Genomic DNA, 15,088 nt, shown 5'->3' with positions numbered 1-15,088 from the left:
AGATAGCCTGAAGGATAACGTGTATAAACTTCGGGAGAAGCTAACAGCACCGTCCGGGCATTTATTGCGTCAAATCAATAACGAAACGGTTCCCGCCTGAACTAGTCCCTTTTATCAGTCTGAACTACTCCTTAGGTGGTACTTTTTTTCGCTAATTTCCGGTCGACGTTTCGCTAAAAGATGCTATACATTTCAGTTTCTTTGTACGACAAATAACGGGATGCGCGCACTTCATGACCACAAAAAAAGCCACGCTCATCGGCCTGACGGCGATTATGTTGTGGAGCACGATGGTTGGTCTGATTCGGGGCGTCAGCGAGGGGCTGGGGCCAACGGGCGGCGCGGCGGCCATTTTTTCCCTTAGCGGCGTGCTGCTGATATTTACGGTTGGCTTTCCCGATATTCGGCGTTTTCCGAAAGGTTATTTAATCGGCGGATGCCTGCTTTTTGCCAGCTATGAAATTTGCCTGGCGCTGTCGCTGGGCCTGGCGGGCTCCCGCCAGCAGGCCATTCAGGTGGGGATGGTGAATTACCTGTGGCCCAGCCTGACTATTCTGTTTGCCATTTTTTTTAGCGGCCAAAAAGCGTCCTGGCTTATTATTCCCGGTTTAATGCTGGCGCTGACCGGCGTTTGCTGGGTGCTGGGCGGCGATGACGGGCTTAATATTGCTGAAATTATCAGCAATATTTCCAGTCGGCCTGTAAGCTATCTGCTGGCGTTTATCGGCGCTTTTATCTGGGCTACCTACTGTACGGTCACCCATAAATATGCCCGCGGCTACAATGGCATTACGCTGTTTGTTCTCATGACGGCCGCTATCCTGTGGGTCGACTATTTTATTTTTCCGCAGCCGGAAATGACGTTCAGCACGCCGGTTATTATTAAGCTGCTTTCTGCGGCGTTAACCTTAGGATTAGCCTATGCCGCCTGGAATATCGGCATTCTCCACGGCAACGTGACCGCAATGGCGGTAGGCTCCTACTTTACGCCGGTGCTGTCGTCTGCCCTGGCGGCGGTACTGTTAAGCACGCCGCTCTCTTTTTCCTTTTGGCAGGGGGCGATCATGGTCTGCACTGGCTCCCTGCTCTGCTGGCTGGCAACCCGCCGCAGATAGAGCGTGAGCCGCGTCTGCCATATTCGCAGGCGCAGGCCGCTTTTCCTGACACCGACCTGGTTTTCAGCCGCGCTGACGCCCTTTTTCGTTACCCTGCCGGCGGGGAATTAATATTGCCGCAATGTTAATTATAAGCTTCATGAATATTATTTGATGTTCATAAAAGATGATATTTGCGATTATTAGTAACTATATTTCTGTATATAGTTACCACTGAAACTACCATCAGGTAAACCATGCCCGCACACATAGTACCTTATGAAAAGATTACTTCTTAGAAGATACCTAAATGTAATTAGTTTTTAGTGCGCAATAATGTCGATCTGGATCACACTATGCTAAATAAACCGTCATTTTATTGAACTGATGATTGAATTTGTACTACTGCCTATTCTACAAATAGCCAAGCCATTGGTTAGCGCCTCGTTTAACCATGGTTGAGGAATACATATAGAAAATTATAAGGGTTAATAAAATGAAACTTAATTTAGTTGCAGTGGCAGTCACTTCCCTGTTGGCAGCAGGCGCAGTAAACGCGGCCGAGATTTATAACAAAGACGGTAACAAACTGGACCTGTACGGTAAGGTTACCGCCCTTCACTACTTCTCCGATAGCAAAAGCGACGACGGCGACAAAACTTACGCGCGTCTGGGCTTCAAAGGTGAAACTCAAATCAACGACCAGCTGACCGGTTTCGGCCAGTGGGAATATGAATTCAAAGGCAACAACGACGAAGCCAACGGAACCCGCGGCAACAAGACCCGTCTGGCCTTTGCCGGTCTGAAATTCGACCAGTATGGTTCTCTGGACTACGGCCGTAACTACGGCGTTGCCTACGATGTCGGCGCGTGGACCGACGTTCTGCCTGAGTTCGGCGGCGACACCTGGACCCAGGGCGATGCGTTCATGACTCAGCGCACCACCGGTGTGGCAACCTACCGTAACACCGACTTCTTTGGTCTGGTAGACGGCCTGAACTTTGCCCTGCAGTATCAGAGTAAAAACGAATATAAGCGCGATCTGCATAAGTCCAACGGCGACGGCTTCGGTATCTCCTCCACCTACGAGTATGAAGGTTTCGGTGTTGCCGCTGCCTATACCAAATCTGACCGTACTGACGACCAGGTTGCAGCAGGAAGCAACTCCGGGCTGTACGCTGCAGGTAAAACCGCAGAAATGTGGGCTACCGGTCTGAAATATGACGCGAACAACATCTACCTGGCGGCGACCTACTCTGAAGCCAACAACATGACCGTCTTCGGCAACGATTACATTGCTAACAAAACGCAGAACTTCGAAGCCGTAGCGCAGTATCAGTTCGACTTCGGCCTGCGTCCGTCCATCGCTTACCTGAAATCCCGCGGTAAAGACCTGGGCGTCTATGGCAACCAGGATCTGGTTGAGTACATCGAAGTGGGCGCAAGCTACTACTTCAACAAAAACATGTCCACCTACGTTGATTACAAAATCAACCTGGTCGACGACAGCGACTTTACCAAAGCTGCTGGCATCAGCACCGACAACATCGTTGCTGTTGGCCTGACCTACCAGTTCTGATGAAGCGCTCTGCATGACCAGAAGCCAGCCCTTTGGGCTGGCTTTTTTTTATTATCCGCCTCAGAATCACCGCGCTGCCCCCGACCGCCCTCGCATTAATCATCCCTGATTCGCCTTTCGCAGACTGAACCACACGCCCGCGGCCAACAGGATCAGCATACTGCCGGCGCTGCTTAACACCACGCTGTGTGACCAGATAAACGCCTGCCTTGCCGCCGCAAGCAGCATCTCACCGTCGGAGGGAACCAGGGTCTGCGCCAGCTGCATCGCTTCCCCGATTGATGAGGAGGCGCGCGCGGCCTCCGACCCGGTCAGCCCGTCCGGCAGCGCGATTGACGCCGAGAAGCTGCGGCTGAGCAGCAGGCCGAAGATAGCGATCCCCAGCCCGGCACCCAGCTCATAGGCCATGGTTTCAATAGCGCCGGCCGCAGCGGCCTTCTCTTTTGGCGCGGAGGACATAATCGCCGAGGTCGAGGCCAGCAGCGCGCTGGCGGCGCTGAAGCCCAGCAGCGCCATCAGCGACCACGCCTGCCATTGCCGGGTGCTGAAGTCGGTCATCGCCAGGCCGTAAAAGCTCAGGGCACTCAGGGCCATGCCTCCGGCGGCGACGATACGCAGCCCCAGCCGCGATACCAGCATACCCGCCAGCGGACCGCTGAAGCCGCTGGCCAGCATGACGGGCAGCATAAACAGCCCCGCCTGGTACGGCGTCATGCCGTGAACGAACTGCAGCTCCTGGGCCATCAGCAGCTCAAAGCCGACGAGGGCAATCATGGCAGTCATGGCCATTATGGCTCCGCTCAGAATAGTGCGATGGGTAAAGAGGCGCAGGTCAACCAGCGGCTGCTCCGCCGCCAGCTGGAGGCGAATGAACAGCCCCAGCAGCAGCGCGCCGACGATCGGCGTCAGCGCAAGAACGCCGGCGTCGGAGTGGCCCTTCAGCACCGTTTTAGCGCCGAACACCAGCAGCAGGATGGCGACAACCAGCAGCAGCGCGTGGCTGAGATTCAGCGAGCGCTCGCGGTGAGTTGCCTGTGGGGGAACGAAGCGCGCGGTCAGCGCCATCACCATCAGCACGATCGGCACATTGATTAAAAAAACAGCCCCCCAGTAAAAGTGCTCCAGCAGTATTCCGCCAGCCAGCGGGCCGAACGCCGCCCCGCCCGATCCTACCGCCGCCCAGATGCCCAGCGCCATATTACGGTGCCGGGCTTCTGAGAACGTTACGCGGATCCCGGCCAGCGTCGCCGGGACGATCATCGCTGCGCCAACCGCCAGCAGCGCGCGGGCGGCGATCAGCCAGCCGGCGTCCTGGGCCAGGGCGGCGGCAAGCGAGGCCAGGCCAAACAGCCCGCTGCCCAGCAGCAGCAGCCGTTTAAAACCGATACGGTCCCCCAGCGCCCCCATCGGCAGCACCATTCCGGCCATCACCAGCGAGTAAATATCAATGATCCACAGCAGGGCGTTGCCGCTGGTTCCCAGCGCCAGGCTCAGCGTAGGCGCGGCGACGTGCAGTACCGTGGCATCTATCGCCACGGGGATATAGACCAGCACAATGATAATTAACGTTAACCACTGACGAAACATCGTTTTTCCTTTTTCTCTGAAAACTGGACGCTCGTCCAGATTTGGCGATCCTACGCAAAATTGAACGCATGTCCAATTTTTTTGTTACACTGCCCGCCACCAGAACGCGGAGGAGATTCGATGAGCTATCTGCATAAAGAGCAGCGCCGGGAGACGATCCTGCAGGCGGCGATGCGCGTGGCGCTGGCGGAGGGATTCGCCGGCATGACGGTCCGCAATATCGCCGGTGAGGCGCAGGTTGCCGCCGGTCAGGTGCACCACCACTTCGCTTCCAGCGGCGAGCTGAAGTCGCAGGCCTTTATCCGTCTGATCCGCGTCCTGTTTGATGCCCAGAAAAGGGTGGAGAGCGCCAGCTGGCGCAGGCGACTGCACGCCATGCTCGGCAGCGATGACGGCGGCTTTGAGCCCTATATCCGGCTGTGGCGCGAAGCGCAGATCCTCGCTGATAAGGATGCGGATCTGAAAAACGCCTATCTGCTGACGATGCGCATGTGGCATGAGGAGACGGTGGCCATTATTAACGGCGGATGCGCGGCGGGAGAATTTGTCCGGCACCGCGAGGCCGCAGAGATAGCCTGGCGGCTGATTGCGCTGGTGTGCGGCCTTGACGGGATGTACGCGCTCGGCATGGCGGAAATATCCGAAGCCGCCTTTGAGCAGCATCTGACTCAGCAGATTGAGCTGGAGCTATGCGCCCGACGCTAAGGAACCGCCAGGCGTTACGTTTTGTCTGCCAGGTAGAAAGGAGGCGCTGTGCTCCGGGAGAGACCACCTGACGGGAGGCGTTTTCCAGCGGCGCGGCCTCCTTTCTGTAATACGAGAACTGCGCCCCAACGCCGCGCGGTGAAACGGGTTGCGCTGATTCAGAACGCCCCCGGTCGGTAGCGCAATGTGCCCACCAGCCGGTCCCAGATTTCAATCATCTTAGTCTGGTCGTAAGCGCTGTTCTTATAATCATTATTCAGCCCCACCGATAGCCACGGCCGGGTCGGTGAAGCGACGGCCTCATTGGCGTAAAGAATAAAGTGGTAAGCCGCCACCTCTTCCTCCTCACCGGTAATGGGGTTATCCATATTATGTTTGCCACCGAACAGCCACTCCTGTGCGGGAATACCTCCCGGTGATAATGCTTTTTTACTGATTGTATGCCATTCACCGGATAAGCGGAGGGCTTCGTTAATCGCACCGCTACGATTGAATAACGTATCATCAGAAGCCGTCTCCGTATTATCCATAAAAAGTTTAAACAAAAAATCATCATTTTCGTAGGTGAAGGTAACCTGCTCCTTATGCTTATAGCCATCATCCCGAATAAAACCGTTTGGTATACACAACCCTTTGCCTGTCGGTATATCTTCATCCTGCCTGCCGCTCAGGCGGGAAATAAGTGATTTAAGCGCGGCAAGTTTTGTGGGTTTTTCGTTCGTTTGCGCTTCTGTAAAGCCGGCATTAATATAATCACTTCTTTCATTAATATATTTACCCGCAGAAAGATCTAATATTTTTGTGCTAATGATAAAACTTATTCCATCCAAATGAACATGGGCCTCAAGCATTCTAAAAGAATCATCAGAGCCTAATTCATTGCGATCAAAAATGATACCTTTACTCTCCGCAAGAGAAAGTTTCTCTTTTCTGTAGTTTATTTCCCGGTTTATTTATAGCTTCAATAAGTTCTTTCTCTCTGCGCTGTACACGTTGCTCGAACGCCGGGCGATACTGTGGTTTACTCTCTATTTTAAATTCATCAATAAATACCATATCCCTGCGCTGATTATTAAATGACTCCGGTACATCTATCAGATATCGGCCTATGCACTGGGGCTTGGTCCGGGAAAACAGATTCTCTGTCACGGCTGTCTCCTTGAGTGATGTTACTGTTGCCTGAGGCTCCGGGCTGATACACAACAGGCCCGCCGCAATAATAAGATGCGTCAGGCTAAATTGAACGGTTATCTTATTCACCATGATGCTGGCACCTCCTGCACCATTTTTACTATCGCCCTCAGCGTAAAGCGCACCGCCGGCCGATTATCAATATCCCTCAGGCTGTCCACATTATATGCCCCCTGATGTTCCACGTTGACCGCCAGCGCGCTTTTTAGCACCGCAGAACGGCGTATAGCCCGCAATGACTCCACCGGTACGGTTCCGTCACCCGGCGTGCCGGAAGAGACCAGTTTAAACAGGGTTGTACGGTTAAAAGGAAGCACAGCGTAACGTGAATTTTCGAGGATTAACACGTCGAAACGTTTAAGATAAATCGTCCAGGTTATCGTATTAATAAAACCCGCCATACTTCAGGCTGCATGTGTGTTGGCTACGGGTGATAGTTATTTTATAAATATTTATGGCCCTGTCGGCGATGTTTCCAGTTTTCCTCTTGTGAATACCTGTATCAGTCTTCCTCTCCTGCGGCCACCCTTTCCGGTTAAGATCCGCTCATCTCCGACAGAGCAGGCGCGCCAGGTTTACCGGGTGTTACCGCTCCGTTAAAGGTCGACGCCCGCTGTTTGTTAACAAAATTTCCGCCTTAACGTTACAATTGGTAACAATTAACCCCAGCTTAAACCCTCTTACCCTCCGTCGGGATACGCTTTTTTATCTATCCTTTCACTCACTATCACTGACAAAAATTAATAAATTCTGTAAGGGCTTCGCCCTTGCTGCGATTAAGCAATTTTTAAGAACAATATGGGCATGCGAGGGTAATATGTCGCCACAAAATGAGAAAAACAATCGTTATCTTTTGAATGACTGGAAGCCGGAGAACCCCGCCTTCTGGGAGAACAAAGGTAAACACATTGCCAGAAAAAATTTATGGATATCAGTATATTGTCTGCTTCTCGCCTTCTGCGTCTGGATGCTGTTCAGCGCCGTCGCCGTCAACCTGAATAAAATTGGTTTTAATTTCACCACCGATCAACTTTTCTTATTAACGGCGTTACCTTCCCTTTCCGGCGCAATATTACGTGTGCCTTACTCTTTTATGGTGCCACTATTCGGCGGACGCCGCTGGACGGTATTAAGCACCGTGATCCTGATCGTCCCCTGCGTCTGGCTCGGCTTTGCGGTGCAGAATACCGCCACCCCCTATGGCGTATTTATCATTATTGCGCTGCTGTGCGGCTTTGCCGGGGCCAATTTCGCCTCCAGCATGGGCAATATCAGCTTTTTCTTCCCTAAGGCCAGACAGGGCAGCGCATTAGGTATTAACGGTGGGCTGGGCAACCTCGGCGTCAGCGTGATGCAGCTGGCCGCACCGCTGGTGATCTTCCTGCCGCTGTTCACCTTTCTCGGCGCAGACGGGGTGGCGCAGCCGGACGGCTCGCTGCTGTACCTGAGCAACGCGGCGTGGATCTGGGTGCCGCTGCTGCTTATCGCCACCCTCGCCGCGTGGACGGGGATGAACGACATCGCCAGCTCAAAGGCCTCCATTGCCTCGCAGCTGCCGGTGCTGAAGCGTCTGCACCTGTGGCTGCTCAGCCTGCTTTATCTTTCCACCTTTGGCTCGTTCATCGGTTTTTCCGCCGGCTTCGCCATGCTGGCGAAAACCCAGTTTCCGGACGTTAACATTCTGCAACTGGCCTTCTTCGGGCCGTTTATCGGCGCGCTGGCGCGTTCGGCGGGCGGTGCGCTTTCCGATAAGTTCGGCGGCGTCCGGGTAACCCTGATCAACTTCATTTTTATGGCGCTGTTCACCGCCCTGCTGTTTCTGACTCTCCCCGGCTCCGGTTCCGGCAGCTTTATGGCCTTCTACCTGATCTTTATGGGGCTGTTTCTGACCGCGGGGCTGGGTAGCGGCTCCACCTTCCAGATGATCGCCGTCATCTTTCGTCAGATCACCAGCTATCGGGTGAAACTGCGCGGCGGCACAGATGAAGAGGCCCAGCACGAAGCGGTAACCGATACCGCCGCGGCGCTGGGCTTTATTTCGGCCATCGGCGCGGTGGGCGGTTTCTTTATTCCTAAAGCCTTTGGCTCTTCGCTGGCCCTTACCGGCTCGCCGGTGGGCGCGATGAAAATTTTTCTGGTGTTTTACATCGTATGCGTCCTGGTGACCTGGCTGGTTTATGGACGGCGTAAGCCACAAAAATAACAACAACATTGTGCCCGCAGAGCGCCCGGCTCGCGGAGAAGATTAACGGAGCAGGAGAAATGTCATGAGTAAACTACTGGATCGCTTCCGCTATTTTAAACAAAAGGGCGATACCTTTGCAGACGGGCACGGCCAGGTCATGCACTCGAACCGCGACTGGGAGGACAGCTACCGCCAGCGCTGGCAGTTCGATAAGATCGTTCGCTCTACCCACGGGGTAAACTGTACCGGCTCCTGCAGCTGGAAGATTTATGTGAAAAATGGCCTGGTGACCTGGGAGACCCAGCAGACGGACTACCCGCGCACCCGCCCGGACCTGCCGAACCAGGAACCGCGCGGCTGCCCGCGCGGTGCCAGCTACTCCTGGTATCTTTACAGCGCCAACCGCCTGAAATACCCGCTGGTGCGCCGTCGCCTGATTGAGCTGTGGCGCGAGGCGCTGGCGCAGCACGGCGATCCGGTGCTGGCCTGGGCGTCGATCATGAGCGACCCGGAGAAGTGCCGCAGCTATAAGCGGGTGCGCGGCCACGGCGGATTTATTCGCTCCAGCTGGAAAGAGCTGAACCAGCTGATCGCCGCCGCCAACGTCTGGACCATCAAAACCTACGGCCCGGATCGCGTGGCTGGCTTCTCGCCTATCCCGGCGATGTCGATGGTCTCCTACGCCGCGGGCACCCGCTATCTTTCGCTGATCGGCGGCACCTGCCTGAGCTTCTACGACTGGTACTGCGACCTGCCGCCCTCTTCCCCACAGACCTGGGGCGAGCAGACCGACGTGCCGGAATCCGCCGACTGGTACAACTCCAGCTACATTATCGCCTGGGGCTCCAACGTGCCCCAGACCCGCACCCCGGACGCCCACTTCTTTACCGAGGTGCGCTATAAGGGCACCAAAACCATCGCCATTACCCCGGACTATTCGGAAGTCGCCAAGCTGTGCGATCAGTGGCTGGCACCGAAACAGGGCACCGACAGCGCGCTGGCCATGGCGATGGGCCACGTGATCTTAAAAGAGTTTCATCTCGATAAGCCCAGCGACTACTTCCTCAACTACTGCCGCCGCTATTCCGACATGCCGATGCTGGTCCTGCTGGACCCGCGAGAAGACGGCAGCTTTGTGCCGGGCAGGATGCTGCGCGCCTCCGACCTGGTGGACGGGCTGGGCGAGGCCAACAATCCGCAATGGAAAACCGTGGCGTTGAACGGTGCCGGCGAGCCGGTGGTACCGAACGGCTCCATCGGCTTTCGCTGGGGTGAAAAAGGCAAATGGAACCTGGAGCCGCTGGCGGCGGGCGCAGAGACCGAGCTGACGCTCAGCCTGCTCGGCCAGCATGACGAGGTGGTCGGGGTGGCCTTCCCCTACTTCGGCGGCAACGAGAACCCTAACTTCCGCAGCGTGAAGCAGGAGCCGGTGCTGGTGCGCCGATTGCCGGTCAAGCATCTGACCCTGGCCGACGGCAGCCAGCGTCCGGTGGTCAGCGTTTACGACCTGGTGCTGGCCAACTACGGGCTGGATCGCGGTCTTAATGATGAGCACGCCGCCGCTGATTATGCCGACGTGAAGGCCTACACTCCGGCCTGGGCCGAGCAGATCACCGGCGTGCCGCGCCACCATATCGAAACCATCGCCAGGGAGTTTGCCGATACCGCCCACAAAACCCACGGCCGCTCGATGATCATTCTCGGTGCCGGGGTGAACCACTGGTATCACATGGATATGAACTATCGGGGAATGATTAACATGCTGGTGTTCTGCGGCTGCGTCGGCCAGAGCGGCGGCGGCTGGGCGCACTACGTGGGCCAGGAGAAGCTGCGTCCGTTGAACGGCTGGCTGCCGCTGGCCTTCGCCCTGGACTGGAACCGCCCGCCGCGCCATATGAACAGCACCTCATTCTTCTATAACCACTCCAGCCAGTGGCGCTATGAGAAGCTGACCGCCGGGGAGCTGCTTTCGCCGCTGGCGGACCCGTCAAAGTATAGCGGCCACCTGATCGACTTTAACGTTCGCGCCGAACGGATGGGCTGGCTCCCCTCCGCGCCGCAGCTTAACGTCAACCCCCTGACCCTGAAGGCCCGCGCCGGGCAGGCCGGAATGACGCCGGCCGATTATGTCGCCGGGGCGCTGAAGTCCGGCGATATCCGCTTTGCCTGCGAGCAGCCGGACGGGGGCAACAACCACCCGCGCAATCTGTTCATCTGGCGTTCCAACCTGCTCGGCTCCTCCGGCAAGGGTCATGAGTATATGCTCAAGTACCTGCTGGGCGTCGAAAGCGGAATTCAGGGGGAGGCGCTCGGCTCCAGCGAAGGCGTGAAGCCGGAAGAGGTTGAGTGGCAGACGGCGGCTATTGAAGGCAAGCTCGATCTGCTGGTGACCCTCGACTTCCGCATGTCCAGCACCTGCCTGTTCTCCGATATCGTTCTGCCAACCGCCACCTGGTACGAAAAAGACGATATGAACACCTCGGATATGCATCCCTTTATTCACCCGCTGTCGGCGGCGGTGGACCCGGCCTGGGAGTCAAAAAGCGACTGGGAAATCTACAAGGGCATTGCGAAGGTCTTTTCTGAGGTCTGCGTCGGTCACCTTGGCCAGGAGAGCGACGTGGTGCTGCAGCCGCTGCTGCACGACTCTCCGGCGGAGCTGTCGCAGCCGTTTGATATTCTTGACTGGCGCAAGGGCGAGTGCGATCTGATCCCCGGCAAAACCGCGCCCAACATCGTGGTGGTGGAGCGTAATTATCCAGAAACCTGGGAGCGCTTCACCTCGCTTGGCCCGCTGCTGGACAAGCTCGGTAACGGCAATAAGGGCATAAACTGGAACACCGAAGCGGAGGTCGACTTCCTCGGCAAGCTCAACTACACCAAACGTGAAGGCCCGGCAAAGGGGCGTCCGCTGATAGATTCGGCGCTGGATGCCTCGGAGGTGATCCTTACCCTGGCCCCGGAAACCAACGGCCAGGTGGCGGTGAAGGCGTGGGAAGCGCTCAGTGAAATTACCGGCCGCGAACACGCTCATCTGGCCATCAATAAAGAGGATGAGAAGATCCGCTTCCGGGATATCCAGGCCCAGCCGCGCAAAATCATCTCCAGCCCCACCTGGTCCGGTCTGGAGAGCGAGCACGTCTCCTATAACGCCGGCTATACCAACGTGCACGAGCTAATCCCCTGGCGCACCCTCTCCGGCCGCCAGCAGCTGTATCAGGATCATCAGTGGATGCGCGACTTTGGCGAAAGCCTGGTGGTGTACCGCCCGCCTATCGACACCCGCAGCGTCAGCGAAATGCGCGCGATCCCGCCCAACGGCTTCCCGGAGAAGGCGCTGAACTTCCTGACGCCGCACCAGAAATGGGGCATCCACTCCACCTACAGCGAAAACCTGCTGATGCAGACCCTGTCGCGCGGCGGGCCGATTGTCTGGATCAGCGAAACCGACGCCCGGGAGCTGGGCATTGAGGATAACGACTGGATCGAGGTGTTTAACGCCAACGGGGCGCTGACCGCCCGGGCGGTGGTCAGCCAGCGCGTGCCGCCGGGCATGACCATGATGTATCACGCCCAGGAGCGCATCCTCAATATACCCGGCTCCGAAGTCACCGGACGGCGCGGCGGGATCCACAACTCGGTCACCCGCATCTGTCCGAAGCCGACGCATATGATCGGCGGCTACGCCCAGCTGGCCTACGGCTTCAACTATTACGGCACCGTTGGCTCCAACCGCGACGAGTTCATCATGATTAGAAAAATGAAAAACATTAACTGGCTGGATGATGAAGGTCGGGACCAGGTACAGGAGAGGAAAAAATGAAAATACGCTCACAGGTTGGCATGGTCCTTAACCTTGATAAATGCATCGGCTGCCACACCTGCTCGGTGACCTGTAAAAACGTCTGGACCGGGCGCGAAGGCATGGAATATGCGTGGTTTAATAACGTTGAGACCAAGCCCGGCATCGGCTATCCGAAAAACTGGGAGGATCAGAACCAGTGGCAGGGAGGCTGGGTGCGCAGCGCCAGCGGCAAGCTGACTCCGCGCCTCGGCGGCAAGATGGGCGTGATCACCAAGATCTTCGCCAACCCGGTGGTGCCGCAGATTGACGACTATTATGAGCCGTTCACCTTCGACTATCAGCACCTGCACACCGCGAAGGAAGGCGAACATCTGCCCACCGCCCGCCCCCGCTCGCTGATCGACGGCAAGCGGATGGATAAGGTGATCTGGGGGCCGAACTGGGAGGAGCTGCTGGGGGGCGAATTTGAGAAGCGCGCCCGGGACCGCAACTTCGACGCCATGCAGAAGGAGATGTACGGCCAGTTCGAAAACACCTTTATGATGTACCTGCCGCGCCTGTGCGAGCACTGCCTGAACCCCAGCTGCGTGGCCACCTGCCCGAGCGGCGCGATCTACAAGCGCGAAGAGGACGGCATCGTGCTCATCGACCAGGACAAATGCCGGGGCTGGCGGCTGTGCATCAGCGGCTGCCCGTACAAAAAAATCTACTTCAACTGGAAAAGCGGCAAGTCGGAAAAGTGCATCTTCTGTTATCCGCGCATCGAATCCGGCCAGCCGACCGTCTGCTCTGAGACCTGCGTCGGGCGCATCCGCTACCTCGGCGTGCTGCTGTACGACGCCGACCGCATCGAGGAGGCCGCCAGCACCGAGCATGAAACCGATCTCTACGAGCGCCAGTGCGACGTGTTCCTCAACCCGCACGACCCGGCGGTTATCGAGGAGGCGCTGAAACAGGGCATCCCGCAGAACGTCATCGACGCGGCGCAGAAGTCGCCGGTGTACAAAATGGCGATGGACTGGAAGCTGGCCCTGCCGCTGCACCCGGAGTACCGCACCCTGCCGATGGTCTGGTACGTGCCGCCCCTGTCGCCGATCCAGTCCTATGCCGACGCCGGCGGACTGCCGCAGACTGGGGGCGTGCTGCCGGCCATCGAAAGCCTGCGTATTCCGGTGCAGTATCTCGCCAATATGCTGAGCGCCGGCGACACCGGCCCGGTGCTGCGCGCCCTGAAGCGCATGATGGCGATGCGCCACTACATGCGCTCCCAGACCGTGGAGGGGGTTACCGACACCCGCGCCATCGACGAGGTGGGCCTGAGCGTGGAGCAGGTGGAGGAGATGTATCGCTATCTCGCCATCGCCAACTATGAGGATCGCTTTGTGATCCCCACCAGCCACCGCGAAATGGCCCGCGACGCCTTCCCGGAGCGCAACGGCTGCGGCTTTACCTTCGGCGACGGCTGTCACGGGTCCGACAGCAAATTCAACCTGTTCAACAGCAGCCGCATTGACGCCATCAACATCACCGAAGTGCGCGATAAGGCGGAGGGAGAATAATGCAGATCCTGAAGATTATCGGCCTGCTGATGGAGTATCCCGACGAGGTGCTGTGGGAAAACAAGGAGGAAGCGCGGCGGCTTATCCGCCGCGATGCGCCGATGCTCAGCGACTTCACCGACGGGCTGCTGAGTGCCCGGCTCATCGACAGGCAGGCCGAATGGTGCGAGGTGTTTGACCGCGGCCGGGCCACCTCGCTGCTGCTGTTCGAGCACGTGCACGCCGAGTCCCGCGATCGCGGCCAGGCGATGGTGGATCTGCTGGCGCAGTATGAAAAGGTGGGGCTGCAGCTGAACTGCCGGGAGCTGCCGGACTATCTGCCGCTCTACCTGGAGTATCTGAGCGTGCTGCCGGAGGCGGAGGCCCGGGAAGGGTTACAGAACGTGGCACCGATCCTGGCGCTTCTCGGCGGGCGGCTGAAGCAGCGCGGGGTGCCCTGGCACCGGCTGTTTGACGCCCTGCTCCAGCTGGCGGGCAGTTCGCTGACGAGTGACAGTGTCACCAAACAGGTTGGCAGCGAGCCGCGGGACGATACCCGCCAGGCCATCGACGCCGTCTGGGAGGAGGAGCAGGTGAAGTTTATCGAGGATAACGCCACGGCCTGCGACAGCTCGCCGCTTCAACATTATCAACGACGCTTTAGCCAGGACGTTGCGCCTCAGTACGTCGACGTCAGCGCGGGAGGCCCGAAATGATGCATTATCTGAACGTCTTTTTTTACGACATTTACCCTTACATCTGCGCCACGGTCTTTTTTATCGGCAGCTGGCTGCGCTATGACTACGGGCAGTACACCTGGCGCGCCTCCTCCAGCCAGATGCTGGACAAGCGCGGAATGGTGATCTGGTCGAACCTGTTCCATATCGGCATTCTGGGGATCTTCTTCGGCCACCTGTTCGGTATGCTGACCCCGCACTGGATGTACGCCTGGTTCCTGCCCATCGCGGTGAAGCAGCAGATGGCGATGTTCCTCGGCGGGGTGTGCGGCGTGCTGACCCTGATCGGCGGCGCGGGGCTGCTGTGGCGTCGCCTGACCAACCAGCGGGTTCGCGCCACCTCCACCACGCCGGATATCATCATTATGAGCATCCTGCTGCTTCAGTGCCTGCTGGGACTGAGCACCATCCCGTTTTCGGCCCAGTATCCGGACGGCAGCGAGATGATGAAGCTGGTCGGCTGGGCGCAGAGCATTGTCACCTTCCGCGGCGGCTCGTCGGAGATGCTGACCGGCGTCGCCTTCGTCTTCCGGCTCCACCTGGTGCTGGGGATGACCATCTTCCTGCTGTTCCCGTTCACCCGGCTGGTGCACGTCTGGAGCGCGCCGTTTGAATACTTTACCCGGCGCTACCAGATCGTGCGCTCACGCCGCTAATCCCGGCTGCC

Annotated in this window: 12 protein-coding genes; 8 read left to right on the top strand and 4 right to left on the bottom strand. The window is 57.6% G+C overall.

Features of this window, described 5'->3' with window-relative positions:
- The first annotated feature begins 233 nt into the window (after window positions 1-233).
- A complete protein-coding gene (yddG, locus tag GJV78_RS07110; protein ID WP_155107668.1) occupies window positions 234-1,115 on the top strand; it encodes an aromatic amino acid DMT transporter YddG in 882 nt (293 codons plus the stop codon).
- A 475-nt stretch (window positions 1,116-1,590) separates the two neighbouring features.
- Window positions 1,591-2,673 carry a porin OmpC gene (gene ompC / locus GJV78_RS07105; protein ID WP_155107667.1) on the top strand — a complete coding sequence of 361 codons (1,083 nt, stop codon included), beginning with the start codon at window positions 1,591-1,593 and terminating at the stop codon, window positions 2,671-2,673.
- A gap of 99 nt (window positions 2,674-2,772) precedes the next feature.
- On the opposite strand, the gene GJV78_RS07100 is transcribed toward ompC, so the two are convergent.
- Window positions 2,773-4,260 carry an MFS transporter gene (locus tag GJV78_RS07100; protein WP_155107666.1) on the bottom strand — a complete coding sequence of 496 codons (1,488 nt, stop codon included), beginning with the start codon at window positions 4,258-4,260 and terminating at the stop codon, window positions 2,773-2,775.
- Window positions 4,261-4,380: 120 nt separating this feature from the next.
- On the opposite strand from GJV78_RS07100, the gene GJV78_RS07095 reads away from it, so the two are divergent.
- Window positions 4,381-4,965 carry a TetR family transcriptional regulator gene (locus tag GJV78_RS07095; protein WP_155107665.1) on the top strand — a complete coding sequence of 195 codons (585 nt, stop codon included), beginning with the start codon at window positions 4,381-4,383 and terminating at the stop codon, window positions 4,963-4,965.
- Window positions 4,966-5,123: 158 nt separating this feature from the next.
- Here the strand turns inward: GJV78_RS07095 and GJV78_RS24005 are convergent, their stop codons facing one another.
- Genes GJV78_RS24005 through GJV78_RS07085 form a run of 3 tightly spaced genes read right to left on the bottom strand, consistent with a single transcriptional unit; the run spans window position 5,124 to window position 6,557 of the window.
- Complete coding sequence (locus GJV78_RS24005) at window positions 5,124-5,858, bottom strand: T6SS immunity protein Tli4 family protein (RefSeq protein WP_330998789.1); 735 nt, start codon at window positions 5,856-5,858, stop codon at window positions 5,124-5,126.
- A 7-nt stretch (window positions 5,859-5,865) separates the two neighbouring features.
- Window positions 5,866-6,228, bottom strand: coding sequence for a hypothetical protein (locus tag GJV78_RS23540; protein WP_269140456.1), 363 nt, complete (start codon window positions 6,226-6,228; stop codon window positions 5,866-5,868).
- The gene (locus tag GJV78_RS07085) at window positions 6,222-6,557 is read right to left on the bottom strand and encodes a hypothetical protein (RefSeq protein WP_155107664.1); all 336 of its coding nucleotides are present in this window, start codon (window positions 6,555-6,557) and stop codon (window positions 6,222-6,224) included. The genes GJV78_RS23540 and GJV78_RS07085 overlap by 7 nt, the downstream gene beginning before the upstream one ends.
- Before the next feature lie 416 nt (window positions 6,558-6,973).
- On the opposite strand from GJV78_RS07085, the gene GJV78_RS07080 reads away from it, so the two are divergent.
- The 5 genes from GJV78_RS07080 (at window position 6,974) to narI (ending at window position 15,077) form a co-directional block, all read left to right on the top strand.
- On the top strand, window positions 6,974-8,359 hold the full coding sequence (locus GJV78_RS07080; protein WP_155107663.1) for a NarK family nitrate/nitrite MFS transporter: 1,386 nt from the start codon (window positions 6,974-6,976) through the stop codon (window positions 8,357-8,359).
- Between the two features lie 64 nt (window positions 8,360-8,423).
- Window positions 8,424-12,164, top strand: a complete 3,741-nt coding sequence (locus GJV78_RS07075) for a nitrate reductase subunit alpha (protein WP_155107662.1) — start codon at window positions 8,424-8,426, stop codon at window positions 12,162-12,164.
- Window positions 12,161-13,705 carry a nitrate reductase subunit beta gene (gene narH, locus GJV78_RS07070; protein ID WP_155107661.1) on the top strand — a complete coding sequence of 515 codons (1,545 nt, stop codon included), beginning with the start codon at window positions 12,161-12,163 and terminating at the stop codon, window positions 13,703-13,705. The genes GJV78_RS07075 and narH overlap by 4 nt, the downstream gene beginning before the upstream one ends.
- A complete protein-coding gene (gene narW / locus GJV78_RS07065; protein ID WP_155107660.1) occupies window positions 13,705-14,400 on the top strand; it encodes a nitrate reductase molybdenum cofactor assembly chaperone in 696 nt (231 codons plus the stop codon). Before narH ends, narW begins: the two co-directional genes overlap by 1 nt.
- Window positions 14,397-15,077: a respiratory nitrate reductase subunit gamma gene (gene narI / locus GJV78_RS07060; protein WP_155107659.1), complete on the top strand. Its 681-nt coding sequence runs from the start codon at window positions 14,397-14,399 to the stop codon at window positions 15,075-15,077. The genes narW and narI overlap by 4 nt, the downstream gene beginning before the upstream one ends.
- Window positions 15,078-15,088: the final 11 nt, after the last annotated feature.

The sequence above is a fragment of the Intestinirhabdus alba genome, assembly GCF_009711095.1.
Lineage (GTDB): Bacteria > Pseudomonadota > Gammaproteobacteria > Enterobacterales > Enterobacteriaceae > Intestinirhabdus > Intestinirhabdus alba.
This window is presented reverse-complemented; position numbering and strand designations above follow the sequence as displayed.

What these genes read in the sequence shown, in the direction of transcription:
- GJV78_RS07100 (WP_155107666.1), bottom strand. Translation starts at nt 4,260, where the DNA reads ATGTTTCGTCAGTGGTTAACGTTAATTATCATTGTGCTGGTCTATATC.
- GJV78_RS23540 (WP_269140456.1), bottom strand. Translation starts at nt 6,228, where the DNA reads ATGGTGAATAAGATAACCGTTCAATTTAGCCTGACGCATCTTATTATT.
- GJV78_RS07080 (WP_155107663.1), top strand. Translation starts at nt 6,974, where the DNA reads ATGTCGCCACAAAATGAGAAAAACAATCGTTATCTTTTGAATGACTGG.
- GJV78_RS07085 (WP_155107664.1), bottom strand. Translation starts at nt 6,557, where the DNA reads ATGGCGGGTTTTATTAATACGATAACCTGGACGATTTATCTTAAACGT.
- GJV78_RS07075 (WP_155107662.1), top strand. Translation starts at nt 8,424, where the DNA reads ATGAGTAAACTACTGGATCGCTTCCGCTATTTTAAACAAAAGGGCGAT.
- narW (WP_155107660.1), top strand. Translation starts at nt 13,705, where the DNA reads ATGCAGATCCTGAAGATTATCGGCCTGCTGATGGAGTATCCCGACGAG.
- narH (WP_155107661.1), top strand. Translation starts at nt 12,161, where the DNA reads ATGAAAATACGCTCACAGGTTGGCATGGTCCTTAACCTTGATAAATGC.
- ompC (WP_155107667.1), top strand. Translation starts at nt 1,591, where the DNA reads ATGAAACTTAATTTAGTTGCAGTGGCAGTCACTTCCCTGTTGGCAGCA.
- GJV78_RS07095 (WP_155107665.1), top strand. Translation starts at nt 4,381, where the DNA reads ATGAGCTATCTGCATAAAGAGCAGCGCCGGGAGACGATCCTGCAGGCG.
- narI (WP_155107659.1), top strand. Translation starts at nt 14,397, where the DNA reads ATGATGCATTATCTGAACGTCTTTTTTTACGACATTTACCCTTACATC.
- yddG (WP_155107668.1), top strand. Translation starts at nt 234, where the DNA reads ATGACCACAAAAAAAGCCACGCTCATCGGCCTGACGGCGATTATGTTG.